The 24,698-nt window shown below is 44.0% G+C and carries 21 protein-coding genes and 1 rRNA gene (1 of these 22 running past the window's edge); 16 read left to right on the top strand and 6 right to left on the bottom strand.

The features are described 5' to 3' along the window. The 3 genes from ACH33_RS17155 to ACH33_RS20415 form a co-directional block, all read left to right on the top strand. Positions 1-1,731, top strand: a 23S ribosomal RNA gene (locus ACH33_RS17155); it begins 1,205 nt to the left of the window's first position. A gap of 168 nt (positions 1,732-1,899) precedes the next feature. Further along, positions 1,900-2,088, top strand: coding sequence for an H-type small acid-soluble spore protein (locus ACH33_RS17150; RefSeq protein WP_057900092.1), 189 nt, complete (start codon positions 1,900-1,902; stop codon positions 2,086-2,088). 135 nt (positions 2,089-2,223) lie between these two features. Then, positions 2,224-2,355 (top strand): hypothetical protein, encoded by a 132-nt coding sequence (locus ACH33_RS20415; protein WP_257721579.1) that lies wholly within the window; start codon positions 2,224-2,226, stop codon positions 2,353-2,355. Positions 2,356-2,495: 140 nt separating this feature from the next. Here ACH33_RS20415 and ACH33_RS17145 read toward each other — a convergent pair whose 3' ends face one another. The 3 genes from ACH33_RS17145 to fdhD form a co-directional block, all read right to left on the bottom strand. Beyond that, positions 2,496-3,311, bottom strand: a complete 816-nt coding sequence (locus ACH33_RS17145) for a GNAT family N-acetyltransferase (protein ID WP_082706124.1) — start codon at positions 3,309-3,311, stop codon at positions 2,496-2,498. Further along, on the bottom strand, positions 3,287-5,053 hold the full coding sequence (locus ACH33_RS17140) for an N-acetylglutaminylglutamine amidotransferase (protein WP_057900090.1): 1,767 nt from the start codon (positions 5,051-5,053) through the stop codon (positions 3,287-3,289). The genes ACH33_RS17145 and ACH33_RS17140 overlap by 25 nt, the downstream gene beginning before the upstream one ends. A gap of 448 nt (positions 5,054-5,501) precedes the next feature. Beyond that, the gene (gene fdhD, locus ACH33_RS17135) at positions 5,502-6,299 is read right to left on the bottom strand and encodes a formate dehydrogenase accessory sulfurtransferase FdhD (protein WP_057900089.1); all 798 of its coding nucleotides are present in this window, start codon (positions 6,297-6,299) and stop codon (positions 5,502-5,504) included. A 122-nt stretch (positions 6,300-6,421) separates the two neighbouring features. Here fdhD and ACH33_RS20410 point away from each other — a divergent pair, with 122 nt between their 5' ends. The 8 genes from ACH33_RS20410 to ACH33_RS17100 all read left to right on the top strand — a co-directional run bounded on the left by ACH33_RS20410 (position 6,422) and on the right by ACH33_RS17100 (position 16,443). Continuing rightward, positions 6,422-6,550: a hypothetical protein gene (locus tag ACH33_RS20410; RefSeq protein ID WP_257721578.1), complete on the top strand. Its 129-nt coding sequence runs from the start codon at positions 6,422-6,424 to the stop codon at positions 6,548-6,550. Between the two features lie 116 nt (positions 6,551-6,666). Beyond that, positions 6,667-6,996, top strand: coding sequence for a DUF3870 domain-containing protein (locus tag ACH33_RS17130; RefSeq protein WP_057900088.1), 330 nt, complete (start codon positions 6,667-6,669; stop codon positions 6,994-6,996). Positions 6,997-7,140: 144 nt separating this feature from the next. After that, positions 7,141-8,307 carry a DUF819 family protein gene (locus ACH33_RS17125; RefSeq protein ID WP_057900087.1) on the top strand — a complete coding sequence of 389 codons (1,167 nt, stop codon included), beginning with the start codon at positions 7,141-7,143 and terminating at the stop codon, positions 8,305-8,307. 14 nt (positions 8,308-8,321) lie between these two features. Continuing rightward, the gene (locus ACH33_RS17120; protein WP_057900086.1) at positions 8,322-9,392 is read left to right on the top strand and encodes a dipeptide epimerase; all 1,071 of its coding nucleotides are present in this window, start codon (positions 8,322-8,324) and stop codon (positions 9,390-9,392) included. Between the two features lie 409 nt (positions 9,393-9,801). Continuing rightward, positions 9,802-12,756, top strand: a complete 2,955-nt coding sequence (gene fdhF, locus ACH33_RS17115; RefSeq protein ID WP_057900085.1) for a formate dehydrogenase subunit alpha — start codon at positions 9,802-9,804, stop codon at positions 12,754-12,756. After that, positions 12,757-13,230 carry a helical membrane plugin domain-containing protein gene (locus ACH33_RS17110; RefSeq protein ID WP_057900084.1) on the top strand — a complete coding sequence of 158 codons (474 nt, stop codon included), beginning with the start codon at positions 12,757-12,759 and terminating at the stop codon, positions 13,228-13,230. Positions 13,231-13,707: 477 nt separating this feature from the next. Continuing rightward, the gene (speB, locus tag ACH33_RS17105) at positions 13,708-14,643 is read left to right on the top strand and encodes an agmatinase (RefSeq protein ID WP_057900083.1); all 936 of its coding nucleotides are present in this window, start codon (positions 13,708-13,710) and stop codon (positions 14,641-14,643) included. A gap of 372 nt (positions 14,644-15,015) precedes the next feature. Further along, on the top strand, positions 15,016-16,443 hold the full coding sequence (locus ACH33_RS17100) for an APC family permease (protein WP_057900082.1): 1,428 nt from the start codon (positions 15,016-15,018) through the stop codon (positions 16,441-16,443). Positions 16,444-16,890: 447 nt separating this feature from the next. Here the strand turns inward: ACH33_RS17100 and ACH33_RS19555 are convergent, their stop codons facing one another. Continuing rightward, entirely contained in the window at positions 16,891-17,058 is a 168-nt protein-coding gene (locus ACH33_RS19555) for a hypothetical protein (protein ID WP_156424112.1), read from the bottom strand. 79 nt (positions 17,059-17,137) lie between these two features. Beyond that, positions 17,138-18,331 carry an MFS transporter gene (locus ACH33_RS17095; RefSeq protein WP_057900080.1) on the bottom strand — a complete coding sequence of 398 codons (1,194 nt, stop codon included), beginning with the start codon at positions 18,329-18,331 and terminating at the stop codon, positions 17,138-17,140. Between the two features lie 166 nt (positions 18,332-18,497). Between ACH33_RS17095 and ACH33_RS19755 the strand changes: the two genes are divergently transcribed. Continuing rightward, positions 18,498-18,713, top strand: a complete 216-nt coding sequence (locus tag ACH33_RS19755) for a hypothetical protein (RefSeq protein ID WP_057900079.1) — start codon at positions 18,498-18,500, stop codon at positions 18,711-18,713. A 273-nt stretch (positions 18,714-18,986) separates the two neighbouring features. Here the strand turns inward: ACH33_RS19755 and ACH33_RS17085 are convergent, their stop codons facing one another. Further along, positions 18,987-19,328, bottom strand: a complete 342-nt coding sequence (locus ACH33_RS17085) for a hypothetical protein (protein ID WP_057900078.1) — start codon at positions 19,326-19,328, stop codon at positions 18,987-18,989. Between the two features lie 643 nt (positions 19,329-19,971). On the opposite strand from ACH33_RS17085, the gene ACH33_RS17080 reads away from it, so the two are divergent. From ACH33_RS17080 to ACH33_RS17060, 4 genes are all read left to right on the top strand, one after another. Then, on the top strand, positions 19,972-20,259 hold the full coding sequence (locus tag ACH33_RS17080; RefSeq protein WP_139184986.1) for a hypothetical protein: 288 nt from the start codon (positions 19,972-19,974) through the stop codon (positions 20,257-20,259). Between the two features lie 206 nt (positions 20,260-20,465). Further along, positions 20,466-22,103 (top strand): PhoX family protein, encoded by a 1,638-nt coding sequence (locus ACH33_RS17075; protein WP_057900076.1) that lies wholly within the window; start codon positions 20,466-20,468, stop codon positions 22,101-22,103. A gap of 24 nt (positions 22,104-22,127) precedes the next feature. Continuing rightward, a complete protein-coding gene (locus ACH33_RS17070) occupies positions 22,128-22,346 on the top strand; it encodes a twin-arginine translocase TatA/TatE family subunit (RefSeq protein WP_057900075.1) in 219 nt (72 codons plus the stop codon). Between the two features lie 807 nt (positions 22,347-23,153). Then, the gene (locus ACH33_RS17060; RefSeq protein WP_057900448.1) at positions 23,154-24,611 is read left to right on the top strand and encodes an aldehyde dehydrogenase family protein; all 1,458 of its coding nucleotides are present in this window, start codon (positions 23,154-23,156) and stop codon (positions 24,609-24,611) included. Positions 24,612-24,698 lie beyond the last annotated feature (87 nt).

Genomic DNA, 24,698 nt, shown 5'->3' with positions numbered 1-24,698 from the left:
TGCGGATTGCACCTTACGGTGCAGTGGTAGGGGAGCGTTCCTGCAGCGGAGAAGCCTGACCGTAAGGACAGGTGGAGCGGCAGGAAGTGAGAATGCCGGTGTGAGTAGCGAAAAGAGAGGTGAGAATCCTCTCCGCCGAAAGCCTAAGGGTTCCTGAGGAAGGCTCGTCCTCTCAGGGTTAGTCGGGACCTAAGCCGAGGCCGAAAGGCGTAGGCGATGGACAACAGGTGGAAATTCCTGTACTACCTCCACTCCGTTTGAGCGACGGGGGGACGCAGGAGGGTAGGGTGAGCAGACTGCTGGCTTAGTCTGTCCAAGCGATGAGGCGGGTGTATAGGCAAATCCGTACACCTTAACGCCAGGTCGTGATGGCGAGCGAAATCTTAGTAGCGAAGTCCCCGATCTCACACTGCCAAGAAAAGCCTCTAGCGAGGAGTGAGGTACCCGTACCGCAAACCGACACAGGTAGGCGAGGAGAGAATCCTAAGGCGCGCGAGAGAACTCTTGCTAAGGAACTCGGCAAAATGACCCCGTAACTTCGGGAGAAGGGGTGCCCCGGTAGGGTGTTAAAGCCCGAGGGGGCCGCAGTGAAAAGGCCCAAGCGACTGTTTAGCAAAAACACAGGTCTCTGCGAAGCCGTAAGGCGAAGTATAGGGGCTGACGCCTGCCCGGTGCTGGAAGGTTAAGGGGAAGGGTTAGCGTACGCGAAGCTCTGAACCGAAGCCCCAGTAAACGGCGGCCGTAACTATAACGGTCCTAAGGTAGCGAAATTCCTTGTCGGGTAAGTTCCGACCCGCACGAAAGGCGTAACGACTTGGGCGCTGTCTCGGCAAGAGACTCGGTGAAATCATACTACCTGTGAAGATGCAGGTTACCCGCGACAAGACGGAAAGACCCCATGGAGCTTTACTGTAGTTTGATATTGTAGATTGGTGCATCGTGTACAGGATAGGAGGGAGACAGAGAAGCTCGGGCGCTAGCCTGGGTGGAGTCGTCCTTGGGATACCTCCCTCGATGTACGGATCTTCTAACCTGGTGCCGTGACCCGGTACAGGGACAGTGTCAGACGGGCAGTTTGACTGGGGCGGTCGCCTCCTAAAAGGTAACGGAGGCGCCCAAAGGTTCCCTCAGAATGGTTGGAAATCATTCGGAGAGTGTAAAGGCAGAAGGGAGCTTGACTGCGAGACCTACAAGTCGAGCAGGGACGAAAGTCGGGCTTAGTGATCCGGTGGTTCCGCATGGAAGGGCCATCGCTCAACGGATAAAAGCTACCCTGGGGATAACAGGCTTATCTCCCCCAAGAGTCCACATCGACGGGGAGGTTTGGCACCTCGATGTCGGCTCATCGCATCCTGGAGCTGAAGTAGGTTCCAAGGGTTGGGCTGTTCGCCCATTAAAGCGGTACGCGAGCTGGGTTCAGAACGTCGTGAGACAGTTCGGTCCCTATCTGTCGTGGGCGCAGGAAATTTGAGAGGAGCTGTCCTTAGTACGAGAGGACCGGGATGGACGCACCGCTGGTGCACCAGTTGTTCCGCCAGGAGCACAGCTGGGTAGCCATGTGCGGACGGGATAAGCGCTGAAAGCATCTAAGCGTGAAGCCCCCCTCAAGATGAGATTTCCCACAGCGTAAGCTGGTAAGACCCCTTATAGATGATGAGGTGGATAGGTTCGAGGTGGAAGCGTGGCAACACGTGGAGCTGACGAATACTAATCGGTCGAGGGCTTAACCAAAGATAGACTGGATGTCCTGTGCGTCATGTTTCTTCTGATTCAGTTTTCAAGGTATAACGAAAGAGAACAGCCTTTTGTCTGAAACGTGTTTTTTTAGATAAAGGGCTGTTTTCTTTTTGTATAAATTCGGCCTAAGAACAAAAAATAAAGACCAAGGAGTGATAAACAATGGAAGTAAGACGCGCAAAAGAAATTTTGAATTCACATGATAAAATCGATGTTGGTTTCGAGGGGGTGCAGGTTTGGATTGATTCGATCGATGAACGGAGCAAAACAGCTAGAATACATACCTTGGACAATCCTGCGGATCGCAAAACAGTCGCGCTATCCGAACTGAAAGAATTGGAACATCATTAAAAAGTAGAGGCTGTCACTTAACGTGGCAGCTTTTTTTATCGACAATGACCGCAGGCATTTGTTACTTCACAAGCAAAAATTTTTCTAGGGAATTTTCAGGCTGGCAGGACACAATATGCCCAGGGGGTGAACCGCTTGGAGTGGTTGATTCTAATCGGAGCTATCCTGGCATTTGTAACTGTTCAAAGGAAATGGTTTTATGATCCGACGCACCCGGAAAGCCCGAAGAAAACCCGAGCAAGCACATGGTTCAGAAGCAAAAAGTAAGCCTTTGAAGAGGAGAGCTTCTTCTCTCCTCCCTCTATACCGGGAGTTAGACAGCAAGGAAATGCCTCTACAGATTCTTTCAGGCTCCCGCTGGTAAAAACAGAAGCCAGGCGTAATAACCTGACTTTTTCCTTCGTCCCTTATTTTTTTGTTTCCGGGAACAAAAAGTCAATGAAATGCTGGGCGGTAGGCTGCGGTTCATGATTGGCGAGCCCAGGCCGTTCGTTGGCTTCAATAATCACGTATTCTTCGCCTGTGAAATCAGGCACCAGCAAATCCAACCCTACAACCGGAATGTTTAGCGCGCGGCCGATCCCTTTCGCCCGTCTGTTCGGATCGACGGCAAGCGCCCAAAAGCTTGCACCGTTGTCCGGATCGTTAAACGCCGCTTTATGATCGATGCCGGTAATCGTTCCGATAATTTCTCCATCCTCCGGGTCTTCCGCGACAAAATAGTTAAAAACATGGCTATACTGATTTTTCATCATTAAAACTGGGTCCGCCTCCACCATATTGCTTTTCCTATAAATCTCATTCACGCGCTCTGCATCACGTTCATCTGTCATGAAGCGGATATGGAATCCTTCGGGCTTCTTTTTTGACATGCGATAGTTATGAAGCCAAAGACGGAATGTAATGGACGGGTCAACGAACAGGAGGTTAGGTGCTTTGGAAAGCAGAACATGGTGGTTGCGCACGTAAATTGCCAAGTCGCGCCGCCCTGTCTCTTCCTCTAGAAAAAGCTCGATAAGCTTGCGATCGTCATCAAAGGTTTGCCCGAAAATGAGGTGACCCCAACCGCAGTCTATAGCAATATCGGACTGCATATCTTTTTTCTTTATTTCAGGAATGTTCTCTCCCCAGCTATGCAAGGAAGGGGTCATAAAACATTCTAGCCGGAATCGTTTTCTCTCTTTTCGATAAGGCATGATTAACACCCCATCTTTTGCAGCCATAATTCCAGCACGGTCAACTGCCAGAGCTTGCTTCCGCCCAATACGGTTATGTGCTCTTCCGGCGCACCCAGCAACTTTTCCACATAAGCCGGGTTAAATAGATTGCGTTTTTTCGCTTTTTCTGTCGTCAAAATGTCGCGTGCAAAATCAAGATATTCATTACGCAAGTATTTCAGGGCAGGCACAGGAAAATAACCTTTCTTTCGATAGATCACTTCATGCGGAATCAATCGTTCCGCCGCTTTTTTCAGAATATGTTTTCCGCTGCTAGCCACTTTCAATTCTGGCGGAATCGAAGCCGCCAGCTCTACAAGTTCATGGTCGAGAAAAGGCACGCGCGCTTCAAGACCCCATGCCATGGTCATATTATCTACGCGCTTTACCGGATCATCGATCAGCATAACCCGCGTATCCAGTCGCAACGCTTTATCCACCGGTATTGTGGCGCCCGGTGCGGCAAAGTGCGTAGATACGAACTTTCCAGACACATCGGAGCCATGGTATTTCGGCTGTAGGGCGTCTATTATTTCTTCGTGCGTGCGATCGAAGAAAGCTTTTTTATATTCTGTTACGGCATCGCGCGTACCGTTCATCATCTTCGGATACCAATGGTAGCCGGCAAACACTTCATCGGCACCTTGACCGCTCAGTACCACTTTCGTTTGCTTGCTGACCTCCTCCGACAGAAGGTAAAAAGCGACCGCATCGTGGCTAACCATCGGTTCCGCCATGGCGGTAACGGATTTTTCGATATTGGGAAGGAGGCGGCGGGAATCAATGAAAATCTTTTGATGTTTGGTTCTGAATTCTTTCGCGATCAGATCACTGTAATAGAATTCATTTCCTTCTTCATTTCCAACGTCTTCGAAGCCAATGGAATAGGTGTGGAGAGAGCAGGGATTGCATTCAGCCATAAGCGCAACAATCAGGCTGGAATCGAGACCGCCGCTAAGCAAGGCACCTACAGGCACGTCGCTGACCATGCGTCGCTTTACGCTTTTCCTTAATCCATTCAGCACGCGCTCAATCCACTCTGCTTCCGATAGTGTTTCCCTCCGTTCAAACGTTACGTCCCAGTAGGAGAATATCTTTTTTTCTCCGTTTGCGTCGATGCTCATCACAGTCCCGGGTTGCAGCTTTTTTACGTTTTTAAAAATGGTATGCGGAGCCGGTACTACCGCGTGAAAGCTCAAGTAATAGTGAAGTGCTTCGGGAGAGAGCTCCGGACGAATGACTCCGACGCTTTTTAGCGCTTGCGTGTTGGAGGCAAAATAAAATGCTCTTCCTTCCTCAACGTAATATAAAGGTTTAATACCAAGTCGATCTCGGCCTAACAGAAAGCGTCCACGCGTCTCATCATGAATGCAGAAGGCAAACATTCCGTTTAACCGTTTGACGAATTCATCACCCCAGGCGTGATAAGCTTTCAGCAGAACTTCCGTATCGCTGGTTGAGCGGAACGAGTATCCTTTTTTTCGTAATTCATCACGTAGTTCCTGGAAATTGTAGATTTCGCCATTATAAACGATCGCTAGTTTTAACTCTTTGTCGATCATTGGTTGGTGGCCGTTTTCTGATAGGTCGATAATGCTCAGGCGCTTATGTCCGAAGCTTACTCCGTCTTTTGTATAGATTCCTTCATCATCCGGCCCGCGTGTTTCAAGAGCCGGAAGCATTTTTTCTATAAGAGTTTCATCCGTATGGTCTTTATCATAACGAATCACTCCACAAATGCCGCACATTGTTCTTTACACCATCTCCCATTTAAAAATTTATAAGAATAACATTTTTATCCTTTTTTCTCTATTCCACAATCTTTAGTCAACAAAATGGACTGAATTATAATAAATATAAAATTTTTCTTTATTCAACATAACATAACGCGCGTTTTATGATAACGTATTTTATGGCTTTATGCAAACGATGGAGGAAATTTGCTTGTTTTTTCCTAAATAGGATTCTTTGTTCTTTCGAATTGAAAATAAAAAGACCTGCGACTTATTTCCTGTAAGGAAATAAGCCGAGCAGGTCTTTTTTTCAGAGCTTAGGCCGCTTCAGATTACTTGGAGTGGACTTTTCTCATAAATTCGTTTACATTAGCGGGTACTTTGCGATCAAGTTTTGATACAATAGATAAAATAAGAAAAAGGTGAGGGACATTGTTTTCCTGCTTTTTTCTTAATTTTTTCGTTATGGCTTTTTGATTCGTTCAGGATGCGTGTACACATTCAAAGAAGAACCACGAATAAAACCAACAGCGGTAATGCTCAGGTCTTCGGCTAGCTGGAGAGCCAGTTCGGTTGGAGCCGATTTGGACAGTACGATTTCACAGCCGATTTTCGCCACTTTCAACAGAACTTCAGAAGAAATACGACCGCTGAAAGCGATGATTTTATCATGCACAGGGATTGCGTTTTTCAGACAGAAACCGTAAATTTTATCCAGCGCGTTGTGGCGTCCGATATCTGTACGGGCAAGAACGATCCCGTTCCGGTCGCATAGTGCGGCGTTATGCGCGCCGCCTGTGCTTTGAAACAGGGCGGAAGCTTCCTGCATGAGGCGGATTAAACGAAAACACTCTTCAATAGTAAGTGTTACATTCTTTTCAGTCATTACTTTGGCCGTACGGGCATCGTTATAGAAATAGAAGTTTTGTCGGCTTTTACCACAGCAGGAGGAAATATAGCGTTTAGAATAGAATTGTTGGCTGATTTTATGAGCTTTATGCAATTCTACATAAGCGAATCCTTCCTGCTCCTGAATGATCAAGTTTTTGATGTCTTGATAGGAACGGATAACGCCTTCGGAAGCCAGAAAACCGATGACAAGATCATCAACGTATTCAGGTGTGCATACCACGGTAGCGAATTCTTCTTCGTCAAGAAAAATGGTCAATGGAAACTCGTTTACCACTTCGTCCTGGCATTCATACAGTTCGTTATTCTTGTAGCGTAAGATTTGGCGCGTGCGGACTACAGGATAGGGCATGATAATCACTTCCGTCTTTTTTTATTCCTTAATTTTATTCTTCCGTTTTCAAAAGTCAAACTACGACTCTTACATTCGCTCTGGAAACGTGTTAACCCTGAAGAAGGGAGGAAGGAGAAGAAATGGATAAATATGGATATAGCGGTGACGGATCGCCCGTTCAATGCGGTGATTACTATAATAATGAAAAGCAGAAAGGCAATAGATTAGCTGATTTATTAGTTAGTAAAAAATGGTTGTCAAAAAATTAGTTCAATGATATAGTAAAATTAACTCCAAATGAAACCGTATACATGTCATAAGTTTCAACAAATTTCCGTTTGATTGTCGCTTATGACGTCTGTATCTTTATTGGGGGACATCGATTGTGTATTATGACAAAGATACAATTTATTTAATCGGGGATGCCAAAGCTCCACAAAATAATCCAATAACCGAGCAGTATAAGTCCTATTTCCTAGCACTAGTTTTCGATCGATCTACTGGTAAGATCGTTGATGCGGAATGTTCTGCAACGATTCAACTTACGGCGAAATTTGTTCAGTCATTATTTGTTGGACGGCGGATACAAGATGAAGGTCTTGTTGATGAAATTGCGAACCGTTATTTTGGTTCTTCGCAAAAAGCTCTAATTGTCGCATTAAAGGATGCTCGAAAGAAGTATAATCAAATTTTCACCGCTGCTTTGTCTAAATAAACCTAGACAAAATCCAGTCTAACCGTCAATATGGTAGACTGGATTTTTTATCTTGAAAAATACATATTATTAAAAATATTATAAATATTTACTGTGTTACTGTAATGGTTATGGAACTTTTTTTACTACAAGGAGGGCCAGATGATGATTAAAGATGGATTTATGTATTTAAGTGTACTTGTTGCACTTGCGGCAGTAATGGTTGCGTTAGAAAAGCGTTTCCGCACTAAAGGATTATTTAAGTTTATTCCGGGAATTGTTCTTATTTATATTGGAGCTGCATTGATGAATACATTTGGTCTATTTTCTGAAAGTGATTCAATTAGTTCAACAAATAGGACAATTCGAAGTGCTTTATTACCTGGTATGCTAGCTTTAATGTTATTGAAATGTGATATTCGTGAAGTGTTTAAGCTCGGCCCCAGAATGTTAGGTGCCTTTTTTTCAGCAGTGTTTAGTATTTTAATAGGGTTTACTGTCACATATGTAATATTTAAAGGGTTTTATGTTCAAGATACGTGGAAGGCTTTTGGAGCATTGGCGGGAAGCTGGACGGGTGGTTCAGCAAACATGGTAGCGTTGCAGGGGATTTTCCATGTCCCAGAAAACATATTTGGTTATGCTTTAATGATGGATACGATTAACTATGCAGTTTGGGTTATGTTTATGTTCTGGCTTGTTCCATTTGCAGGAAAATTCAATCGTTGGACAAAAGCTGATGTCGGCTTTTTAAATCATTCAATAGAAGTTTCAGCGGCAAAAGAAGAAAATGAAAAAGAAGGCCCATCCTTTCAGCATATATTATATTTGTTAGGAATTGGGTTACTTATTTCTTCACTTTCCACTTTCGCAGGAAATCATTTGCCTGTCATCGGTGATGTTATCAATGCAACAACATGGACCATCATGATTGCTTCGGTTGTTGGACTTATACTTGCTGTAACGCCAGTTGCGAAAATACCAGGTTCAATGGATATATCCAATGTTATGTTATATATCGTAATTGCACTCATTGCATCACAATCGGACTTTTCTAATATTACACAAGCTCCGATTTATCTGTTGTCAGGCTTCTTAATTCTGCTCATTCATTTAATCGTTATGATTTTACTTGGAAAATTGTTCAAATACGACTTGTTTACATTAGGTGTTGCAAGTCTTGCCAATATCGGTGGAATGGCATCCGCACCAATGCTTGCTGCTTCTTATAATCGTTCGCTCATTCCGATTGGTGTCATAATGGCTCTGCTAGGTTCATTTACAGGAACGTATTTTGGAATGTTAGTCGGTAAAATTTTGTCAAGTTTGTAGAAAGGATGAATTTTATGATTATTCGAGAGTTGTATGTAAAACAACGCCATTTACCACTGCGTGCACCTTTTAAAACAGCTCTTCGTACAGCTGTCGATATTGAAAGTTTAGAAGTTATGATTGAATTGGAGAATGGATTAACCGGAATTGGAGCGGCAGTGCCAACTTGGGTGATTACGGGTGATTCCAGTGAGAGTATTAAGGCGGCATTGCTAGGCCCTATTCGTTCAGCTATTATCGATGAGGATATAACCAATTTTAAGAAGGTGTTAAAAAAAGTACAAAAATGCTGTATTGGCAATACGAGTGCAAAAGCTGCGGCAGATATTGCTCTTCACGATCTTTATGCTCGACTACTGCAACTCCCGCTCTATGCTTTACTAGGTGGGAAAGGAACGATTGAAACAGATATGACAGTCGGGGTTGACGATCCAGACGTAATGGCTGCGAATGCAGAAAAATCGGTGAAGGACGGGTTTAAAGTTTTAAAAATAAAAGTGGGGAATGACCCAACGCTAGATATCGCGCGGATACAAGCTATAAGAGAACGAATCCCTGCAACTATCAAAATTCGTTTAGATGCTAATCAAGGATGGACACCAAAAGAAGCTGTTCGTCTTATTCGTGAAATGGAAAACTTAGAGCTCGGAATTGAATTAGTTGAACAACCCGTCCATGCAAGAGATCTTGAAGGTTTAAAGTTTGTAACGGATCGGGTAAACACACCGATTATGGCAGATGAAAGTTTATTTTCTGCAAGTGATGCCTTAATGCTTGTCTCCGGACGATATGTAGATCTACTAAACATTAAGCTTATGAAATGCGGAGGAATCGATGAAGCTATTAAACTAGCAAGCATTGCTGAAGCCAATGGAATAGCATGTATGATTGGGAGTATGATGGAGTCATCATTGTCAGTAGCTGCGGCTGCACATTTCGCCGCAGGACATCCAAATATTAAGTTTTATGATTTAGATGCTCCGCTTTGGCTTGTTGAGGAGCCAGAGGGGATGCTCTATAACGGAGGAAATATACAGTTAGTTGATGTACCTGGTCTTGGAATTACAAGGGAAAAAGAGTGGTAGGGGAAGATATTTTTTAATGGATTCTTGCCAAATATGGCGTGGAATGATTCGTTACAATTTCACTGGACAGTTAGCGGAACCATTGGTATAATATATGAAAATAATAACAAAAGATGTTGAATAAAGAAATATATATAGGGTTAAGTTGAAGATAGATTGTTGAAGCGCATTCTATTGACTTTTTCCCTTTTGTTTTTGGATATGGCGGACTGGTTTTAGATACACTTCGTGGCCGAAGGCTATTCCATCATGAAACGGTTGTTATAGAGGTTAGTTTCTCTATAAAGCTGTTTTGTGATGGGATTTTTTGTTTATTTACTTATGGGTGCGAGAAATCGCACAAATGAAGAGGTAGGAACCTCGGAGCGGTTCGTCGAATTCGATCGAATATCGGATAAGGAGGAGAAAGATGAGTTCTACAGTAAAAGTGTCTATTCGTATTGATGGGCAGGAGGTAAAGGCGATCGAAGAACAGAATGTCATTGATGCGATTAAGGCGAGCGGCATTGATATTCCACACATCTGTTATCACCCGAACCTGGGCACGATTCAAACGTGTGATACTTGTATGGTGGAAATCAACGGTAAGCTGGCGCGTGCTTGCGCGATGAAAGTAGAGGACGGCATGAATGTAGAGACAAAATCACCGATGGCGAGGGCGGCGCAAGTGGAAGCGATGGATCGCATTCTGGAAAACCATCAGCTTTATTGCACTGTTTGTGACAACAACAACGGAAACTGCCGCATTCATAATACGGTCGAGATGATGCAAATCGAGCATCAAAAATATCCATATAAGCCAAAGCCGTACAAAGTGGATATGTCCCATCCGTTCTACCGCTATGATCCGGATCAATGCATTCTTTGTGGTCAATGCGTGGAGGCTTGTCAGAATGTTCAGGTAAATGAAACGCTGTCCATCGATTGGGAACGCGAGCATCCGCGGGTTATATGGGACGATGACGTTCCGATTAACGAATCATCCTGTGTATCTTGCGGCCATTGTGTAAACGTATGTCCATGTAATGCGCTGATGGAAAAATCAATGCTTGGCGAGGCTGGCATTATGACAGGCATGAAGCAGGAGTTGCTTGGCCCGATGATTGACTTTGTAAAAGAAGTGGAGCCGGGGTATAGCGGCATTTTTGCCGTATCTGAATTGGAAGCAACACTGCGCGCAACCCGCATAAAAAGGACGAAAACGGTTTGTACGTTTTGTGGTGTCGGCTGTACGTTTGAAGTATGGACCAAAGGACGCAAAATTCTCAAAATCCAGCCGACTCCGGATGCGCCGGTTAACGGTATTTCCACTTGTGTGAAAGGAAAATTCGGCTGGGATTTCATTAACAGTGAAGAGCGGCTGACGAAGCCACTTATCCGTAAAGGCGATGAGTTTTATGAAGCGACATGGGAAGAAGCATTGGAGCTGATTGCAAACAAATTCCAAGAAATCAGAGAACGCGACGGTGCGGACGCGTTTGGTTTTATTTCATCTTCTAAATGCACGAATGAAGAAAACTATTTAATGCAAAAGTTCGCGCGCGCGGTTATCGGAACGAACAATGTCGATAATTGCTCCCGCTATTGCCAATCCCCGGCGACAACGGGATTGTTCCGTACGGTCGGATATGGTGGTGATGCGGGCACGATTTATGACATGGCAGGAGCCGGCCTAGCCATTATCGTTGGCGCTAACCCGGCAGAAGCACATCCGGTTATCGCTACGCGTCTGAAGCGCGCTCATAAATTAAATGGACAGAAGCTTATCGTTGCCGATCTGCGCAAAAACGAGATGGCAGAACGCTCGGATTTATTCCTGCGTCCGGCGCCGGGGACGGATCATGTCTGGCTGTCCGCCGTCACAAAATACATCATTGACCAGGGATGGCATGACAGGGAGTTTCTCACCAAGCGCGTAAACGGTTTTGATGAGTACGTGAAATCGCTAGAAAAATATACGCTGGAGTATGCGGAAGAAGTCACTCGTATTCCGAAAGAACAGCTAATCCAGACAGCGAATATGATTTATGAAGCTGATGGAACAGCTATTTTCTGGGCGATGGGCGTTACTCAGCACTGTGGTGGCAGCGAAACGAGTACGGCGATCAGCAATCTGTTGCTTGTGACGGGAAACTTTGGCCGTCCGAATGCCGGCGCATTCCCGCTGCGCGGACATAACAACGTACAGGGGGCGTGCGACTTCGGGGCGCTTCCGAACTTCTTTCCGGGTTATGAACTTGTAACGGACGATGCGGTGCGTGAGCGTTATGAAAAAGCCTGGAACGTAAAATTGCCGCGAGAAAAAGGGCTTGATAATCCCGGTATGGTTGAAGCCATTCATAAAGGCAAGCTGAAAGCTATGTATCTAATGGGGGAAGATATGGCATGGGTTGACTCCAATGCGAACCATATTCATGCCGCACTGGAAAAGCTGGAGTTCTTCGTCGTTCAGGACGTGTTTTTCACAAAAACGGCTCAGTTCGCCGATGTTATACTTCCAGCTAGCCCGAGCCTTGAGAAAGAAGGCACATTTACGAACACGGAGCGCCGTATTCAGCGTCTGTATCAGGCACTGGAACCGCTAGGTGAATCCCTTCCAGATTGGAAAATCATTACCGCCTTGGCGAATCACCTTGGCGCGCATTGGTGTTATGAGCATCCAGGAGAAATTATGGCAGAAGCGGCAAGCCTTACGCCGCTGTTTGCTGGTGTAACGTATGAGCGCCTGGAAGGATGGAATAGCTTGCTCTGGCCGGTAAATGCGGACGGAACAGATACACCGCTGTTGTATACAGAGCGCTTCCCATTCCCGGATGGAAAAGCGCAGCTTATGCCGACTGACTGGGTTCCACCTGTGAAAACAGGGGACGAATATGACCTGGTGTTAAATAACGGTCGTTTGCTTGAGCACTTCCATGAAGGAAATATGACCAATAAGTCCAGGGGGCTTTTATACAAAGTGCCGGATACGTTTGTGGAGGTCTCGCCGGAACTTGCGAAAGAGCGCGGGATCAAAGACGGGTCCCTTGTCCGGCTCGAATCTGAATACGGTGCTGTAAAACTGCGTGTCATAGTTACTGACCGCGTGCGAGGGAACGAAGTGTATGTGCCGATGAATTCGACCAATGAAGATTCGGCGGTTAACCTTTTGACGAACAGCTTCTATGATTTGGTGACACATACGCCTGCTTATAAAGAAACAAGGGTAAAAATGCAAGTGCTCCAGGTGGAAGGTGAAAGTCCGCTTCCCCGCTATAACTCTCGTTTTGGCAAACGCAATCCGCAGCGCGGGGTAGAAGTGGAGCGGAAATGGAAGCGTGCGGATTATAGGGCATTGGAAACCGCTGGACAGGGGGAGAAGTAAATGGCAAAACCTACAACTACGATCAAGAAGCACGAACCGACCGAAGCCGAACTTCAGGCGCAGGCGCTCGAGGAATTGACTGGTCTTATCGCCAAAAACGGTGAAGCGCTGCAGGAATTACTGAAAGTGATTCGCCTTTTGTATGAAAGCGGAGCCTTAGAGATCATTGGGGGGCTAATCCAGGCGCGAGAGAAAGTTGTAGAAATCGGTATTTCCCAGCTTTCCAAACCTACGATGACCCGTGGTATTAATAGTGTTATGAGTGTGGTCGGAATGTTGGGGGAAATGGAGCCTGAAACAATTAAAAAAGTAGTGGAAGGCATTGTTAATGGCATGCGTTGTTCCGTCGAAAAAGCGAGAGCGGACGAAAAAATGAGCTTGTTTGATTTAATAAAAGCTTATAAAGATCCGGATGTAAATCGTGCTATAACGATTATGTTGAGCTTTCTGAAAGGGATGGGGCAAAAGTTGTAACTTCATCCAAATACAAAGAAAGAAACTGTCTCAAACGGTTATCTGATTATAAATAGAATACAATGTGTAGATTATTTATTGTTTTGTATATGCATATATAGCAACACAAAAAGGGGGCCCTATCACTTTGGGCCCCCTCTTTTTTTATATGCATAGAATTATGCGTATATGCATATGTGCGGAAAGTTAAAAGGCATTCTTCCTAATTTTTTAATTACTTTGACTTATATTGAAATTGGCATAATAATTGCTTTGTATATCTATTGTAAAAAGAGATGAAATGATTTTTTATGTTCATTCTCTTATTTCATGGAGTAGGAGTTGATGTTATGCAAAACAAACTATTTCTAATCGCTGTTCTACTTTCCATGATTTTACCTGCGTAAATGTAATTAACGGAGCCGGTTCTCAAGAATGCATTTGATGTTTTGTTTTATATAAATATGGACAACAAAGATAAATGGAGGGACCGAGATCATGCAATATCCGCTTTCACCGGATGTACAACCGGAATTTTGTACAACCGGTTCTTTTATGAGATTGCCTTCTAAACGTGAAAACGCAAAGGTTGCTATTCTTGGCATGCCTTTTGATACAGCTGCTTCCTTTAGGGTAGGCGCCAGATTTGCGCCGCAGGCAATTCGTCAGGCGTCAATGACATTATTCCCTTACCATCCAGTGAATGATGTGTATCCTTTTGAAGATACAAATGCCATTGACATAGGGGACGTACCTGTTATTCCACACAATATTCACCGTAGTTATGAGCTTATCGAAGAGACTGTATTGAATCTAATGAATGAGGAAATTGTGCCGATTGGATTGGGCGGAGACCATTCTGTCACATTGGCAAGCTTACGCGCGGCGGCCAAAGTATACGGTCCTGTTGCTTTGATTCATTTTGATTCTCATACAGATACGTGGGATACGTACTATGATGAAAAATATTGGCATGGTTCTACCTTTATCCGTGCATATGAAGAAAAATTATTGCAGTCAGATAAAGTGTTCCAAATCGGAATTCGGGGCACGCTCAATCATCCTGGAGATGTGCAGGCGAGTGTAGATTTGGGCTACAATGTGATCACGACTCAAGAGCTGCGTAAACGTGGGGTAGAGGATGTTGTCCAACAAGTAAAAGAGACAATTGGTAACACCCCTTGCTTTTTAAGCTTTGATATCGATTTTGTTGATCCTTCCTGCGCACCTGGAACCGGCACATTGGAAGTGGGCGGCTTTAACAGTCTTGAAACGCTTGAAATGATTCGTTCTTTCACCGGTTTTAACTATGTCGGTTTTGATTTGGTAGAAGTTTTGCCTCCTTATGATCCGACGCAAATCACCTCTCTTCTGGCTGCAACATTAGTGCATGACTTTGCCAGTCTGGTAGCGTTGAATAGAAAGAAAAAATAGAAGGTGTAATAAATAAGACAAACAGGCTTTCCGTAAGCAAATGTTAAGGAAATGTCTATACGTACATGAGCGTAGGTGCTACAACATCTACGCTCATGCTGTTGACAAAGTACAGGTCAACAGCATGAGCAAAAAATTCATACCCAAAATTGCATAAGTTATTCTATTATTCATAATTGTTATTACATAATTATTTGTAAAATTTAAATGTATTCTTTTTTGTTTTACGCATAAATCGCGCAAAATACTGCGATATATTTTCCTCTCAATAATTAGAACAATTTTAATATTCTTACATGGCATGGTGTTTGCTTTATCAATATGTTGTTCGAAAAATTTCGATTTATGTAGTAGTTACAAGGAGGAAGATATATGGAGAAAGTAACTTTAAAGCGTTCTTTGAAGTTGTGGCACATTGTTTTAATGGGCATTGGATATATGACGCCGATGGTTGTGTTTGACACGTTTGGAATTGCTTCTGAGACGACCGGGGGGCATGTACCCACAGCTTATATTCTTGCATTGGTAGCAATGTTATTTACAGCTGCTAGTTACGGTAAGATGATACAGGTATTTCCAAATGCTGGTTCTGCATATACGTATACACAAAGAACTATCAGTCCGCATATTGGGTTTCTTGTCGGTTGGGCCGCGTTAATGGATTATTTATTTTTGCCAATGGTAAATGCTTTGATTGCTCAAATTTATCTTTCTGCTACTTTTCCTGGGCTTCCTGCGTGGATATGGGTTATTGGATTTGTCGCTATTGTAACGTTAGTTAATATTTTTAGTGTAAACTTTACAGCTAATTTCAATACAATGCTTGTTGTTTTTCAAACACTAATCATGGTTGTTTTCATCGGGGTAGCCATAAAGAGGCTGCTGAATGGGGATGGTACAGGAATGCTGTTCTCCATAGAACCATTCTATAAAGAAGGAATTAATACTTCGGCGCTTATCGCTGGCGCGACCTTGATGTGTTTTTCTTATTTAGGATTTGATGCGGTGACAACACTTTCAGAGGAAACACCCAATCCAAAGAAAACGATTCCACGCGCGATTTTTCTTGTAGCATTGATTGGCGGTGCTATGTTTATTATAACGTCTTACTTTATTCAATCAGTATTTCCGACCGCGGCCCATTTTAAAGACCCGGAAGCCTCTTCTCCTGAGATTGCTGCGTATATGGGCGGCCTGGCATTTCAGGTATTTTTCCTTGCAGGAGGACTTGCAGGAACGCTTGCTTCCGGGGTGGCATCGCACGCCAGTGTTTCGCGTTTGCTGTATGTAATGGGACGGGACAGTGTGCTTCCGAATAAACTGTTCGGGTATATTCATCCGCGCTGGAGAACTCCGGTTGCAAATATTGTGCTCGTTGGCTTGATTTCTGTGACCGCGGTTTTTTTCGATTTGGCTACGGCTGCCTCTTTTATTAATTTTGGTGCATTGATTGCGTTTACATTTGTGAATCTTTCTGTTATTTCGTACTATGTTGTTCGTAAGAAAATGCATAAAACATTCAAGGGATTTTTCTCTTATCTGGTTATGCCGCTTTTGGGCGCTGGTGCTGTAGCTATTCTTTGGGCAAATTTAGAAAAAAGTTCTTTAATGCTCGGAATTGGGTGGGCTATTGTCGGTTTTATCTATTTATTGTATATTACGAAGTTATTTAAAGTTAAGCCGGCGAGCATTCACTTTGAAGAGATGGAGGAAATGCATCCTTCTAGTTACATCGATGAAGAAGAGAAATCATTTGCGGTTGAGGAAACAGGAGAGATTAATCAGGCTAAAAACGCATAGCTTTTATATTTAAAAAGCGTTGGATTCGTTAAGAATCCAGCCATTTTTTCTGTTATTTGGTAGTTCAACTTTCTCACCTTGAACCACGTTATGAAGCATTGTATAAAGGGCATAATTAAGCAATGGCACAATATTGGCGCCATCGAAAATCGCTGTGTAATGATCGTACGTTCTAAATCTAATACATTTTGCAGAGAAGATAAATGTCCTTAGTGAATAAAGTGCATGAGGAGACCAACCTTTCTCATTGAGTTGTCTGGACAACTACTCTATTCGAGATTTGGGAAGGTACTCTTTTTTTTATGCCAATTGAGCCTTACGGTTCAAGGAATTTTAGTTATGAAATTCATTCATTTGACTTTGAGTATTCTTTAGTGCGGCTCATCCGAATTTATCATTGGCAAAAATGGCCGATCGACTAGGGGTTAGCCGAATCGTACCCTTTCGTTATTCTCTGTAATGGTATTTTATGAAATGACTTGTTTGGGGCTCTGGGTACAATCCGATGCGGTTCACCTGTGTGTCAATAATTCCATCGGCTAACGCGAGCTGCTGTCGGATATTTTCCGCCTGTTCGGGTGTATTAAAGTAAGCGAGGATATATCGTTCCTTCATTAAACATGTCACAAAACATGTCGCATCCTTTCCGTAACATTCAGACTTATGCTTTTATTGTTCACGGTTTTATTCGTATTTATGCGCGAGTTGGAAAAACGTTTCGCATAAAAACCCAACAGAGCATAAGCAGTAAATTTAACCCGATCAGATACAGTACGAGCGCTTTGGTAGCTGTGGTCGCCATGACGAGCAATACGAATAATAGCGTGCTGAGCAGACGCCCCAGGCTGAAAGCAAACTCGCGAATAACGATATATTCTACCCTTAATTTTGCTTTCTCCATGCTTTCCCCGATCACATCAAATGATGTGGAAACAAGGGGCACGGCAAAAAAAGGGTAAAACAGAGCGGTACCGATACCAAGCAAAAGCAGTGTGCTGAAGCGGATTTGCGAGAGCAGTGGCAAAACGGCCACTATGAGCATGAAAGCTCCGATAAAAAGTGAATATTCCCGTTTGTGAGGACGAATCCATTTTCCCACAATATAGTAAGACACAAGTGACAGAGTAGACGTAAGAAATGCGTATATTCCTACTGTCAATTCGCTTGAAGAGGCGATAAACACCAGTAAACCGACGAGAAAGACAACTACGCCTTCTCGCATACCCCAGAAAAAATAGGAAAACACGACGTAATGCCAACGTGAAACGTTGCGGGTATCATTCCATACACTGCGCAATGAAAAGTGTCCTTCGCATTTTCTTTTGGTGATAAAGAAGCTGACCACTACCGCCAAAGTGAAAATGATGAGCGAAATAGAAAAAATAAGCCGGTATCCATTTGCTTGGTGTGAGACGAGCCATCCAGCAAGCAACGGGGCACCTCCGGCGGCCATCGACATAAGCAGTCCGTTCACCCCGTTAAAAACATCTCGGTTTTCTGGCCCGGTAATTTCAAAATACATAACGTAATATCCAAGCCAATAGAAGCCGGCTCCTATGCCAAGCAAAAGGCCAAGCAGAGCGACATAGTTTGTGGCTGACGGACCGAGCATGAGGACAGTTAGATAAAATATGGCCAGAATGAAAACGCCGAGGCGAATGCTTATGACACGATCCCATCTTTTTATAAGGTGACCGCCGATCCAAAATGTAGCTAGAATAGAAAAGAAGGTAAAAAAGTTAAACCATCCGATCATGGCATAGTCTTTTTTTACTTTCCACAGGTAGATATTGACGAAAGTGTTGGAGAGGCCGACGGAGATAAGGTATAGCGTATTCATTAGCAGAAGAAGCCAGGACTGTCTGTCCAGTTTTCCTGTTTGTTTCATATGAAAGCTCCTTTTTATCTTATTGAGACGGTCGTTTTTAGCGTACCCTGCCGTACTTCTCTTTTTGCAAACAGAAATTTCCACAGATGGTTTTTAGTTTATAGTGGATTGACAACATAAAAAATTTTTATAATATACCATAAGGGGTATATAGGGTATTTACTATTTGGACATATGCTATACGGGATTGAAAATTTACTGGGGAAATGGGCAAAAGAATAATGCAAGGGTATTTGGTGAGAAAATAAATGCATCCGCTGTGAAGCAGAAAGAAGGTGAAGATATGCTTCGCGTAACTCCGGAAGCGATTGCGAAGCTGAAGGAGACAATGGAATATCCGAAGCAAGATATTCTCCGCATTTTTATTGCTGGAGCTGGTTGAGGAGGCCCCAACTATGAGATGGCTCTGGAGGAATCCATCGAAGATACGGATAAAGAAGTTATGGTTGACGGCATTCGTTTATGTTTAAAAAGATGACCGGAATATTAGTTTCACGAAAAAAACAATACGATATCTCTTTGTACTTATTTAAGCGTACTGTTTTACTACTTATATGTGGCAAAAGAGAGGAGAGGGGCTTTGCTTGATGCAAGAAAAAATGAGCAAATGTTATATAAAAAAGCCCCGACATTTTCATGGCCGACTTCTAAAAGATTAATTTTGCAGTTTATCGCGGAGCAGGGCGATATCCGCTTCTAGCTCGTCCACTTTCATTGCCATTCGATTCTGGCGCAGCTCCATTCGTTCCAGGCGATACATACCTCGTTCTACGTCTTCAATTCGGGAAAGTAATTTCTGTTGTCCAGTTTCTAAAGATTGAAGAATCAATTTATCGGCTTTGATACTTTCAATGTGTTTGCAGTTAATAGAATCTTTTAGTTCGTCAAAGCGCTGATTCACCTCTTTTTCAAAAGTATCAATACGTTGGTTTAGGTTTTGAAGCTCACTTTGGACTCCTTGTAAAGCTGACAAAATCAAATCAAACCTATCGTTCATTTTTCATCACCTCCTGTTTATATTTTTAAAATTGTCCTTTCTAAGCCAAGCGCAAGAGGTATTTAACTAGTTCGTTAGTCGCAACGTTTCCTGCTCTCTTATTTTTCTCGTTATGTTATGGATGCTGAATGACTAAGATTGATACTCCACACGGCTAAAGCCGTGGGATTCTTGGGGCATTAGCGCCCGCCGTTCGCTTTGGACAACGCACAAGTTCAGGGTGGGGTGTCATCCCATCCCATACTACACCGCATGTACCCACATGGGCAGCGTACCACCAGTACGCTATTCGTGCGTTCACTCCCATGGTTTTACTTCGCTATCAGAACCTTATACCATGACGTCCACAGGAACATGTGACCTACTACCAGTAGGATAAGTGTCGCTCATATATTTAATTATACAGGAAATGGTTGCTCTAAGCATACCCATGGATGGGATACAGAGCAACGCCGCCTTTTATTCCATGATGAAAACCGTGGGTTTTCAGACGGTTGCAAACAAATACTTGTGAAACACCGCCTGTATACTTTGTGCAGACGAATTTCTTCGCTTAGAAAAAAGCGAGAGTGAAACAGAAGAGGCGAGAGTTTTCTTTCGATTTTGCGCCTTTCATCATGAAGTTCCGCTTCGGTTTGGAAGTGTGGTGATTTGCGTAAATCGAACAACAGGCAAGCTCGATCAATATCTGGGGCTTGATGTGTTTCCTGAGGAATTTGAGGCGATTTCCCCTGTGCCATCTGTTTCAAATGAACAAGCAGTAGCATGTTTTTGTTCCAAATTGGATTTTGAGTTGCAGTGGAGAAAAGAGTATACGGAGGATAACAAAGAGTACTACGAGCTAGCATATGTGCCTATATTTCCTTCGATACCGGGTGAGTTGCGTTTTATCGAGGCGCATACGGGAGAAATAATAGTAGGGAAAAAGTGACGAGACAAGACTGTTCCGAAAGCGGGCGGTCTTTTTTGTGTTTGCATAATCTTTACATGTACTTAAATCAAAATTAAAAGTTCTATAAAAAACGGCTTATAAAATAAAGGTGAATGTACATAAATATCATTTGATATTTCGATATTCTTGCGTGGTTGGAAGGAAGAAAGGGACACGAATTTAACAAATCAGGAGTGATATCTTTCATGGAGATGAACCGGAGGGAATTTCTTACATACTTAGGCGCCGGAACGGCTGCTTTGGCTTCTCTTGCAACAGGAATTCCGGCCTTTGCCGCTGAAAAAACATTATCCGAGAGAACGGCGAACCATCTTTTTGGTTTAAGTGAGGATAAGCGTAAGCCAACGAAAGTAAAGTTTAAACCAATCCAGGCAACAGATAAAGATGATCTTGTGCTTCCGCAAGGATACAAATATGACATTGTCGCTTTGTATGGAGATAAAATTAATGCAAAAGGTGATACATTTGGGTTCAACGCAGACTTTACCTGTTTTCTGCCGATAAACGGTAGCAGTGAACATGGTCTACTCTGGGTGAACCATGAATACCTTGGCGAGCTTGAATACTATGTGACTGGGTACGATGCTCTAAATGCTGATCCGAAAAATAATAAACGCACGGCCGAGCAAATCGAAAAGTACCTGTACTCGCTGGGGGGCTCTGTCATTGAAGTTAAGAAAGAAAACGGGCAGTGGCGCTTGATTTCTGATTCGAAATACGGACGGCGTGTTAGTGGTCTGACCAAGCATACATTAACAGGACCGGCCGCTGGTTCTCCAGCGGTAGGCGGCACACGCGAAGTGATTGGCACATTCGCCAACTGTTCCGGCGGGGTTACGCTCTGGAACACCATTCTTTCTTGTGAAGAGAACTTTGACAGCGTTGTTGAAGACACGAAACGAAAAGATGCAACACATTACGGCTGGGTGGTAGAAGTTGATCCGTTTGATCCGAATTCCACGCCGAAGAAGCATACGGCACTTGGCCGTTTCTCTCATGAAAATACGGCAATGACCATCGCGCCGGGAGGACAGTTAGTTGTCTACATGGGAGATGACGCAAATGACCAGTACGTATACAAATATGTTTCTAAAGGAACATATAAGCAGGATGCAGGGAAAGCAAACACGAAACTGCTTGAAGAAGGAACGTTATATGTGGCTAATTTCGGCAAAGGGAAATGGATTGCCCTGGACTATGAGAAGAATGAAGCGCTGCAAAAAGCCTTTAAATCACAGGCTGATGTGTTGGTTAATTGTCGGGAGGCCGCGAAGGTAGTAGGTGCAACGCCGATGGATCGGCCGGAGGATTTGGAAGTACATCCAATTGACGGCACGGTATTTATCTCTCTGACTAATAACTCCAAGCATGGCAATTTCTACGGTCAAGTTATCAGATTATTCGAAGAAGATAACAATCACGCTGCTGAAGAGTTTACGTTTGAAATTTTTGCGGCAGGCGGTCCGCAGAGCGGATTCGCTGCGCCGGATAACCTTGCTTTTGATAGTGCAGGCAACCTCTGGGTTGTAACCGATATTTCTTCCAGTTCGATGAATAGCGGAATCTATAAAACGTTTGGCAATAACGGTCTGTTCTTCATCCCGACGTCAGGCCCGGATAAAGGGATCGCTTCACAGTTCGCGTCTGCCCCAGTCGGTGCTGAAATGACCGGCCCGTGGTTTACGCCGGATGAAAAAACACTATTCCTGTCTGTACAGCATCCAGGTGAGAACCTGGAATCATACGCGGCACCGACTAGCCACTGGCCGCGTGGCGGCGCTTCCATCGCGCTCCCGGGTGTTGTAGCGATTACTGGATTTTAATTAAATAGAGGAGGCAATAGCATTATGCTATCAAATATCGGAATTCCGGGACTGATTCTCATTCTTGTGATTGCGCTCATCGTATTTGGGCCGAACAAATTGCCGGAAATCGGCCGTGCGTTTGGTCGTACGCTAACAGAGTTTAAGTCGGCGGCGAAAAATTTAACGCAGGATGATGACGAAGAGAAGAAAAGCACGCCAGCGCTTGTCAATTCTGAAGAGAAAGTTAAGAAGCTTTCGTAATCGTTACGAAAAGAACGGTATCTGTGGGTACCGTTCTTTTTTTATGCATAGAAAAAAGAACGGTTGATTATTCGATGCTTACTAGATATTTTGTGGATACTGCTTTTGGATTGAGGATGCGGACAGACAAACTTTGTTCGTTGAAAGTGAACACAGACGCAGAAAGAGGAAGCATATTTTGGTGTTATGCAAATAAGCATAACTTTAAAAAGAACGATGCTAATCTTGCTAGATTGTGTTATTTTGATTACCGCTCAAGGAAAAATACAAAATGGCCGTATGGTTGCTTTGTTTGGTTCTGGCACGTTTTTTGTTTCTATAAAAAATAAGGATGATATGTGTCATGTTGAGACATCAAAAGAAAATACGGAGGTGGTATTGATTCATTCGGCGCCGTTACCCATCTTTTTAGCCATACAATTTCCAACCAGGAACTGCCAGAGAAAGAGTGTGATGTGTTAAACATCACAAATTTTATAACTGCGTTACCAGCATTCGCTCCGGCTGTTTCCCAATACTAATATCATGATTATGCTTATATGAATATAATTATTCAAAAACGCATAAAAATGTCTGAATTAATAAAAAATGAAAGGGTTACGAGGCTATGAAAAAGTGTTGATATGATGCTATTCGTAAAAAGATAAGCGTTCGCTTTTAAATTTGGCACAGGTTTTGCGAGAAATTAAAAAGCGAATCGCAAAATTTAAACATGGAAAAGAGCGAGGAGGACTGCACATGGCAGAAGTGGCAAAGACACAAGGGTCGCAAAGCGTACAGGGAGCGGGCGCTTTTGAAGTATTAAAAATGTTTATTGACGGACAATGGGTCGAATCTTCAACAGGCGATACGCGCGAGGTTGTGAATCCAGCCAATGGTGAAGTAATCGCAGTAACGACTGAAGGAAATGAAGAAGATGTGCGCAAAGCTGTGGCAGCAGCAAAACGTGCTTTTTATGAAGATGGCTGGTGGGACACTCCGGCGAGCGAACGAGCGCGTCTGTTGTTCGAAGTTGCGAACAAGCTGGAGCAAAGAGCGGACGAATTTGCCAGACTGGAAACACAAGATAATGGTAAACCATTGCGTGAGACTCGGATCGACGTGGCGGACGCGGTCGCTTGCTTTCGTTATTATGCGGGGCTTGCCACGAAACCGCACGGTCAAACATACGAAGTTGCGGACCCGATACAAGCAATGGTTGTCCGTGAACCAATCGGAGTTTGCGGCCAGATTATCCCGTGGAACTATCCGCTGCTGATGGCTGCTTGGAAACTCGCTCCGGCTCTGGCTGCGGGCAACACGGTTGTATTTAAGCCTTCCGAAGTAACGCCGCTGACTGCCATCAAGCTGTTCGGCATTTTCGAAGAAGTCGGATTCCCGGCTGGCGTAGTTAACTTGGTGCTTGGCGCAGGTCAGACGGTGGGGCATGAGATTGCGGTTAACTATGACATCGACAAAGTAGCGTTTACGGGCGGCACGAAAACTGGTCGAAGCATTATGCAGGCTGCAACTGGGAACCTGAAGAAAATTTCGCTGGAGTTGGGCGGTAAGTCCCCGAATATTGTATTTGCGGACGCAGACTTTGAAACAGCGGTAGATTATGCACTATTTGGTATTTTTGTTAACCAAGGGCAGGTATGCTCCGCAGGTTCTCGTCTCTTGCTGGAAGAGAGCATTTACGACAAGTTCATCGAGCGTCTTGTAGAACGCGCAAAAAAAATCGAGGTAGGGCCAGGCTTGGCAGAAGAGACGGAGATGGGGCCGCTGGTTTCCGAAGCGCACATGGAGAAAGTGTTGAATTATATTAAGATCGGCCAGGAAGAAGGCGCGAAGCTTGTTTGCGGTGGATATCGCATTACGAAAGGCGAGCTGGCCAAAGGGTACTTCGTGGCACCAACGATCTTTGTCGACACAACACCGGATATGCGTATTGTACAGGAAGAAATTTTTGGACCGGTACTGGTTGTACAGAAGTTTAGGGATGAAGCAGAAGCGATTAAACTGGCAAACGATACGGTTTACGGCTTAGCTGGCGCGGTGTTTACACAGGATGGTGCAAAAGCACAGCGCGTGATTCGTAAGCTTCGCGCGGGTATCACTTGGATCAACTGCTATCATCCGACCTACAACGAAGCGCCGTGGGGTGGATATAAGCAGAGCGGTATTGGTCGCGAACTCGGCACATTCGGTTACGAAGAATACACGGAAGTAAAACAAATTAATATCAATCTACAGGTAGAATCGACTGGCTGGTTCAAAAACTAATACTGGTATTTTTCTTCTATCTCTATATATCGTATCAAGCCATAAAGCAAAAAAAACGGTAAGATTGCAGGCCGGATGCGGAAAGAA

Origin of the sequence: Aneurinibacillus sp. XH2 (genome assembly GCF_001439585.2) — a bacterium.
Taxonomy (GTDB): domain Bacteria; phylum Bacillota; class Bacilli; order Aneurinibacillales; family Aneurinibacillaceae; genus Aneurinibacillus; species Aneurinibacillus thermoaerophilus.
Note: the sequence above shows the minus strand (reverse complement) of the source record. Positions and strands in the feature narration are given on the sequence as shown.